5 protein-coding genes and 1 pseudogene are annotated in these 7,135 nt (G+C 70.6%); 1 reads left to right on the plus strand and 5 read right to left on the minus strand.

Features of this window, described 5'->3' with window-relative positions; genetic code table 11:
- The 5 genes and pseudogenes from ACREEF_RS15100 to ACREEF_RS15120 all read right to left on the minus strand — a co-directional run.
- A pseudogene (locus ACREEF_RS15100) lies at positions 1-1,610 on the minus strand (double-strand break repair protein AddB); the annotation flags it as partial.
- Between the two features lie 2 nt (positions 1,611-1,612).
- The gene (gene murU, locus ACREEF_RS15105) at positions 1,613-2,326 is read right to left on the minus strand and encodes an N-acetylmuramate alpha-1-phosphate uridylyltransferase MurU (RefSeq protein WP_431566388.1); all 714 of its coding nucleotides are present in this window, start codon (positions 2,324-2,326) and stop codon (positions 1,613-1,615) included.
- Complete coding sequence (amgK, locus tag ACREEF_RS15110; RefSeq protein WP_431566389.1) at positions 2,323-3,411, minus strand: N-acetylmuramate/N-acetylglucosamine kinase AmgK; 1,089 nt, start codon at positions 3,409-3,411, stop codon at positions 2,323-2,325. Before amgK ends, murU begins: the two co-directional genes overlap by 4 nt.
- The gene (gene tsaE, locus ACREEF_RS15115) at positions 3,404-3,865 is read right to left on the minus strand and encodes a tRNA (adenosine(37)-N6)-threonylcarbamoyltransferase complex ATPase subunit type 1 TsaE (RefSeq protein ID WP_431566390.1); all 462 of its coding nucleotides are present in this window, start codon (positions 3,863-3,865) and stop codon (positions 3,404-3,406) included. The genes amgK and tsaE overlap by 8 nt, the downstream gene beginning before the upstream one ends.
- Complete coding sequence (locus ACREEF_RS15120) at positions 3,862-4,707, minus strand: 1-acyl-sn-glycerol-3-phosphate acyltransferase (protein ID WP_431566391.1); 846 nt, start codon at positions 4,705-4,707, stop codon at positions 3,862-3,864. The genes tsaE and ACREEF_RS15120 overlap by 4 nt, the downstream gene beginning before the upstream one ends.
- A 141-nt stretch (positions 4,708-4,848) precedes the next feature.
- Between ACREEF_RS15120 and ACREEF_RS15125 the strand changes: the two genes are divergently transcribed.
- Complete coding sequence (locus ACREEF_RS15125) at positions 4,849-6,969, plus strand: prolyl oligopeptidase family serine peptidase (RefSeq protein WP_431566392.1); 2,121 nt, start codon at positions 4,849-4,851, stop codon at positions 6,967-6,969.
- The last annotated feature ends 166 nt before the right edge of the window (positions 6,970-7,135 follow it).

Below are 7,135 nucleotides of genomic sequence, written 5' to 3' on the forward strand. Positions count from 1 at the left end.
GTCAGGGCGCGGGCGGCGGCGTCGGGGGCGGCGGTGGGCGTGAAGACGGACAGGGCGTCGGCGGCGAGGGCCTCCAGCCGTGCGGCGAGGGCGCAGGCGCCGGACAGGCGGGCGGCCTTCCACTCGGGCAGGGGCTGGCCGCCGCGACCGGGCTCGGCGGCCTTGAGCAGGCGTTTCTGCAGCTCGGCCCAGGCGCGCGGACGGGGGCCGCGCAGGGCGTGTTCTTCCAGCGCCGAGGCGGCGTCGGGCAGGCTGGCGCCGTCGAGGTCCAACCGGGTCAGCGGATGCTTGATCAGACCCAGAAGGGTCTGGGGCTTGAGCGGCGTCTCGATGAAGCGGGCGCACAGGTCGACCAGAACCCCCGCGCTCATGCGCGACAGGGGGGCGCCGGTCGAGGCGTCGGGGACGATGCCCCAGCGCGCCAGCCGGGCCTCGACGCGGCGCGACAGGTCCAGGTCAGGCGTGACGAGGGCGCAGGTCCGGCCGGGCGTTTCCAGCGTCTCGCGCATCAAGAGGGCGATGGCCGTCGCGGCCTCTTCCTCGGCGCGGACGCTGAGCGCCGACAGGCCCTTCAGGCCCTCGTTGATAGGGTCAGCGGCTTGCCCGGCCTCGGCGGCGTCGGCGCGCAGGCGGGCGATTTCGGCGCGCCAGTCGTCGGTGGCCTCGGCCGGGCGCAGGGCCTCGTTGATCAGGCGCTGGCGGGCCAGGCCGCGCGCCTCGACGCGGGGCTCGACGGCGGGCTTGAACCAGGGGCGGACCTGATCGCGCGAGACCTCGGCGCGGGTCAGAAGGGCCTTCAGCGCGGCCTGAGGGTGCTGGTCGTCGATGCGGTCCCAGGCGCCGTCCGCCAGATCGAGATCGAGGCCGGGCAGGACCACCACGCCCTGCGGCGCCCGCGCCACGGCGGCCAGAACGTCGGCGGCGGCGGGGACAGTGCCGGTCGAACCGGCGGCGATCACCGGCTGTTGCGGCGGGCGGGCGTCCCAGGCCTCGGCCAGACGGCGCAACAGGGTGGCGCGGCGCCAGGCGGGATCGACCAGACCGAGGGCTTCCAGCCGCCTGGGCCAGGCCTCGACGGCGAGGCCGAGGAAGCGGGCGCTGTCCTGCCAGTGGGCGGCCAGATCCTGTTCGGCCAGCCCGGCGATACGCGACAGGTCGGGCACCTCCTCAAGCTGGCAGGAATCGAGGAAGCCGCCGAGGGCGTCGGCCATTTCCAGCGCGCGCAGGGGCTTCAGGCCCGGCTCAAACTCCTCGGCGATCATCCGCGCCATCTCGAAACGGCGGGTCAGGGCGGGGATGGCGGGCGGCAGGTCCAGACCCAGTTCGCCGGGGGCGAAGGGCGGTTCGTCCTCTTCCAGATCGCCGAGCGGGCGCACCTGCGGCAGCAGGACGGGGCGGTCGCCGGCCAGCTTGCCGAGCGCCGAGGAGAAGGCGCGGGCGGCGCGGCGGTTGGGCAGCAGGATGGTGGCGTCGGTCAGGGTCTCGGGCGTCTGATCGCCCAACCAGTCCAGCACGCCCGCCGCGAGGTCTTCGAGGAAGGGCCGCCAGGCGGGCACGGCGCGCCAGCGCGGCCCGGTTCCGGCGAACGGATCGAAGCGGCCCCCCGACATAATCAGCCTTCCGCCTTCAGCCGCGCTTCGGCCTCGTCGCGGGCCTGCGGGTCGCCGACGTGCATCCAGTCGCCGTCCAGCACGCAGCCGAACAGGCGTCCCTCGGCGGCCGAGGCGCGCCACAGGGGGCTGAGCGAGAAGGGACCGTCGGGGCCGTGGTCGACGTATCCGGGGCGGGTGATGTGGACGCCCATGTAGGCGAAGGGGGCGTGGGGCGCCTCGCCCCGGAAGGTCAGCTGGCCGTCGTCGGCCAGGAAGAAGTCGCCGCCGCCCTCGAAGCCGATGGAGCCCTCGCGCCGGGCCAGCAGCAGGGCGGCGTCCATGCGCTCGGGGTCCCACAGGCGGATCAGATCGCCGAGCGCATCGCCGCGGTCGATCCAGACGCTGTCGATATTGGCGACGAAGACGGGATCGTCGCCGAGCAGGGGGCGGGCCTTCTTCAGCCCGCCGCCGGTCTCCAGCAGTTCGGCGCGCTCGTCGGAGATGACGACGGCCGGACGGGTGCGGGCGGCCAGATGGCCTTCCAGCCGGTCGGCGAACCAGTGGACGTTGACCACGGCTTGCTCGACGCCTGCGCTAGCCAGCCGGTCGAGGACGTGGTCGATCAGGGCGCGACCGCCGACCTCGACCAGAGCCTTGGGTCGGTCGTTGGTCAGGGGGCGCATCCGCGTGCCGAGCCCGGCGGCGAGGACCATGGCCGTCTTGGGAGAGCTCATCGACGCAGGTCCTCCGGCACGTGGCGGTCCATCCAGGCGGCGACGGCCTCGAGACCCGGCGCCTTCAGGTTGGCGTTCAGGTGGGCCCACATGCGGGGCATGAAGGCGGCGTATTTGGGCTTGGCGTCGCGGGCGATCAGGCGGGCGAAGACGCCGAGGATGCGGGCCTCGTTCAGGGCGGCCAGACCGGCGTAGGCGGCCATGAAGGCCTCGCGGTCTACGGAAGGGCGTTGATAGAAGTAGCGATCGAGCGCCCACCCTTCTGTTCCACGGCCAAGATCGCGCCTCGCATCCTGAAGCAGGGAGTGCAGATCCCAGCAGGGGTGGGCGCGGACGGCGTCCTGAAAATCAATCATGCCCGCCCTGGCAAAGCCGCTGCGTTGTGGGAGCCAGATGAGGTTCTCGGCGTGGAAGTCGCGGTGGGCCATGACGGTGGCGCCCGCCTCACCCATCGCGGTGATCGGCGCCCAGACGGCGCGCCATTCGGCGACGGCGGCCTCGTCGAAGCTCAGCGAGGGGATCAGTTTCGGCAGCCATTCGACGAACAGGTCGGCGCCGCCTTGCAGCGCCGTCTGGTCGTAGGTCAGCAGGGGCCAGTCGCCGGCAAGACCGTGCAGCACCTCGGGCGTAGGGGCTTCGTGCAGTATGACAAGCGACTGGATGGCGGCGGCGTACATCCGTTCCTCGGGGTCGCCTGCCGCTATGACGCTAGTGAACAGGGCGTCGCCGAAGTCCTCGATCACGGCCAGACCGTTCGGGGCGTCGACAGCGATGATGTCGGGCGCCGAAAGGCCGAGCGACTTCAGGTGGGCGGCGACGGCGGCGAAGGCTTCGATGCGGCCGGCCGACAGGCGGGCGACGGCGTTCCAGCCGTGGGCGTGGCGCTGTTCCGGCGTCCACGACGGATCGCAGGGCTGGCTCTCGGCGGCGGGGGCCTGATCCATCAGCATCAGGGTGGCGCCGGAGGCCGTGGTCAGGCGCTCGTAGCGGCGCGTCGAGGCGTCGCCGGGCAGGGGCGCGCGGACGGCTTCGGCCAGACCGGCCGAGCGCAGGAAGTCGAGACGGAGGGCTTCGCGGTCAGACATGGAGTTCCTTCAGTTTGGCTTCCCACGATCCTGCGCCAGAAACGGTCGCAAGTCGGCCTTGGCCGTCTTCGGATATGGTGATGGCCAGCCGGTCGGGGCCGAGCATCCGGCCCGGATCCTCGCCCAGACGTTCGGGCCATTCGATCAGGGCGCAGCCCTCGTCCAGGGCTTCGTCCAGCCCGATCTCGAAGGCTTCCTCGGGGCGGGTCAGGCGATAGAGGTCGAAGTGGGCGACGGGCGGGTCGCTCTCGTAGAACTGGACCAGGGTGAAGGTCGGGCTGGGCACGTCCTCGTCGGGCGAGGTCAGGGCGCGGATCAGGCCGCGCGCCAGCGTCGACTTGCCCATGCCCAGGGGGCCGTAGAGCAGGACGGATTCGCCGGGCGCCAGCAGGGGGGCGACGGCCTGGCCCAGACGGGTGGTGGCCTCGGCGTCGGCGAGAAGGAAGACCGTCATGCGAACACCGCGTCGGGGTCGGCGGCGAGGACGCGCTCGACGAAGGTCTTCAGCGCCTCGGTGGCGCGGGCGGCGTCGATGTCGAGCGCTTCGGGGGCGATGGGTAGGCCGACGCTGAGGTCGAACTCCCGGCCCTGCTTGTTCAGCAGTTCGTGGAAGAGAGTGATGTCACGCAGTTCCTGCGAGAAGCGGTCGAACAGGTGAAACAGACGGCTGGACGGTCCGGCGACGTGGATCGGCGTGACGGGGGCGGCGTATTTGCGCGCCAGCGAGGCGGCGGTCGTGGCCCATTCGGGATCGGTCAGGCGGCCTTGCTCATCGACGCGGGCCAGCCGCCCGGCGGGGAACATGACGACGCAGCGTTCGGCCTCGAAAGCCTCTTTCGCGGCCATCAGGGTGGCGCGGGTCTTCTCGCGGGTGCGCTTGGCCGTGACCCATTCGACGGGGATGACGCTCTCGGCCAGGCGCGGCGAGACGCGCAGGGCGTCGGCGTTGGCGAAATAGATGACGTCGTCGCGCACGCGCCGGATGGCGTCGTGGACCGCCAGACCGTCGGCGATCCCGGTCGGATGATTGCACACCACCAGACAGCGACCCGTGGCGGGCAGGCGGTCCAGGTTCAGCGTCTCGGTCTTCAGCGCCAGCAGGCCGGAGACATGGCCCAGCGCCGCCTGCCCCGACAACGGCCCGATAGCGTCGGCCATGGCGCGCGCCCGGTTATAGTCGAGCAGCCGATAGAGCAGGGGCCGCACGGCCGGCCAGGCGGCCGAACCGGTCAGGCGCGGCGCACGCTCGGCGATCAGGACGTCGACGATATGCGGGTTTGGGGCGGGCGGACTCATCGTTCCTGCTTGTCGCCGGTCCGGGCGACGGCGGCAAGCGGTCCTGACCATGGTCGCGGGCCCAAAGCCGGGTTTGACGCGAGCGTCGCCGGTGCTACGCCTGCCGCCAAGATTTCAGCGAAGCCGAGAGGATCATCGCCCATGCGTCACCTGCCCCATCTCCTGAGCGGCCTCAGCGCCGTCGCCCTGCTGGCGGCCTCGGCTCTGCCGGCCCTGGCCGAGGCGCCCGTCGCGGCGGCTGCGGTCGCGGCTCCGGCGGCGACCAAGGCAGTGTCGAACGCCTTCACCTATCAGGACATGATCTCGGCCAATCGCCTGGGTGATCCGCAGGTGTCGCCGGACGGCGAGTGGGTGGTCTATGCCCTGACCCAGACGGACGTGGCGGCCAACCGCCGCTCCAGCGCCCTCTACATCCTGAGCCTGAAGGGCGAGGGCGAGGCGCAGAAGCTGGCCATTTCCGAAGGCGGCGCCAACACCGCCCGCTGGGGCGCGGACGGCAAGCTCTACTTCCTGTCGGGCCGTTCGGGGTCGAGCCAGGTCTGGGTCTCGGGCGACAAGGGCGCGACGGCGACCCAGGTCACCAGCCTGCCGACTGACGTCAACGCCTATCGCATCAACGCCGCGGGCGACGCGGTGGCCGTGTCGCTGGCCGTCTATCCCGAAGCCGCCGACCTGAACGCCTCGGTCGAGCGCGCCAAGGCCGCCGCCGAGGTCAAGTCGACGGGTCAGGTCTATGACCGGATGTTCGTGCGCCACTGGGATGCGTGGAGCGACCACACCCAGAACCACCTCTTCGTCCAGACCATCGGCGCGGACGGCAAGGCGGGCGGCGACCCGGTCTGGGTGACCAAGGGCTTTGACGGCGACACCCCCTCCAAGCCGTTCGGCGACGAGAGCGAGTTCGTCTTCGCCCCTGACGGCCGCTCGCTGGTCTTCTCGGCCCGTCACGCGGGCAAGAGCGAGCCGTGGAGCACCAATTTCGACCTCTACAGCGTCGCTGTCTCGGCGCCGGGCCAACTGACCAATCTCACCGAGTCCAACCCGGCCTGGGACACCGGCCCGGTCTTCTCGCCGGACGGCCAGACCCTGGCCTATCGCGCCATGGCCCGCCTGGGCTTCGAGGCCGATAAGTATTCGATCTTCCTGCGGGACACAGCTACCGGCCAGACGCGCCAGATCGCGGCCAACTGGGATCGCTCAGCCGACGGCCTGCAGTGGTCGGCGGACGGCAAGACGCTTTACACGACCGCCGGCGACGTCGGTCAGACCCGCCTGTTCGCCATCGACACGCGCAACGGCTCGGTCATGCCCCTGACCGGCGAGGGCCATGTCGGGGCCTTCCAGCAGACGCCCTCGGGCTTCGTCATGTCGGTCGACACCCTGACCTCGCCCGCCGACCTCTACTTCAAGACCTGGCGCGGTCGCGAGATGCCGCGTCGCCTGACCAATGTGAACCCGCAGCTGGCCGGCAAGGCTTTCGGCGCGGCCGAGCAGTTCAGCTTCCCCGGCTGGAACAATGAGACGGTCCACGGCTTCGTCATCAAGCCGGCGAACTATGTCGAGGGGCAGAAATATCCGGTCGCCTTCCTGATCCACGGCGGACCGCAGGGGTCGTTCGGAAACTCCTGGTCCTACCGCTGGAACCCCGAGACCTATGCGGGCGCCGGCTATGCGGTGGTGATGATCGATTTCCACGGCTCGACCGGCTACGGCCAGGAGTTCACCGACGCGATCAGCCAGCACTGGGGCGACCGCCCGCTGGAAGACCTGCAAAAGGGCTGGGCCGCGGCTCAGGAGAAGTACAGCTTCCTGGACGGGAACAACGCCTGTGCGCTGGGCGCCTCCTACGGCGGCTACATGATCAACTGGATCGCCGGCAACTGGTCCGACGCCTTCAAATGCCTGGTCAACCACGACGGCGTCTTCGACACCTTCGGCATGGGCTATTCGACCGAGGAGCTGTGGTTCACCGAGTGGGAATACGGCGGCCTGCCGTGGGAGAACCCGGAGGGCTATCAGAAGTTCAACCCGGCCAATCACGTCCAGAACTGGAAGACGCCGATGATGGTGATCCAGGGCGACCTCGACTACCGCATCCCGACGGCCCAGGGCCTGTCGACCTACACCGCCCTGCAACGGCGCGGCATCGAAAGCCGCCTGGTCTTCTTCCCCAACGAGAACCACTGGGTGCTGAAGCCGGCCAACAGCCTGCAATGGCACAATGAGGTGTTCGGCTGGCTGGACAAGTATCTGGCCAAGTAGGGTCGGACGACTTCCGGGGCGCGGTTCGCAGGGACCGCGCCCCTTGGTTTATGGGGGGACGGGGATGACGCGACGAGGGCTTCTGGCGCCCCTGCTGGCGACCGTGGCGACGGCGGCCTGCGCGCCGCTGGCGGGGCCGGGCGGCCCGACGTCCGGTGCTCTGGGG

The organism is Brevundimonas sp. (assembly GCF_050729455.1).
Classification (GTDB): domain Bacteria; phylum Pseudomonadota; class Alphaproteobacteria; order Caulobacterales; family Caulobacteraceae; genus Brevundimonas.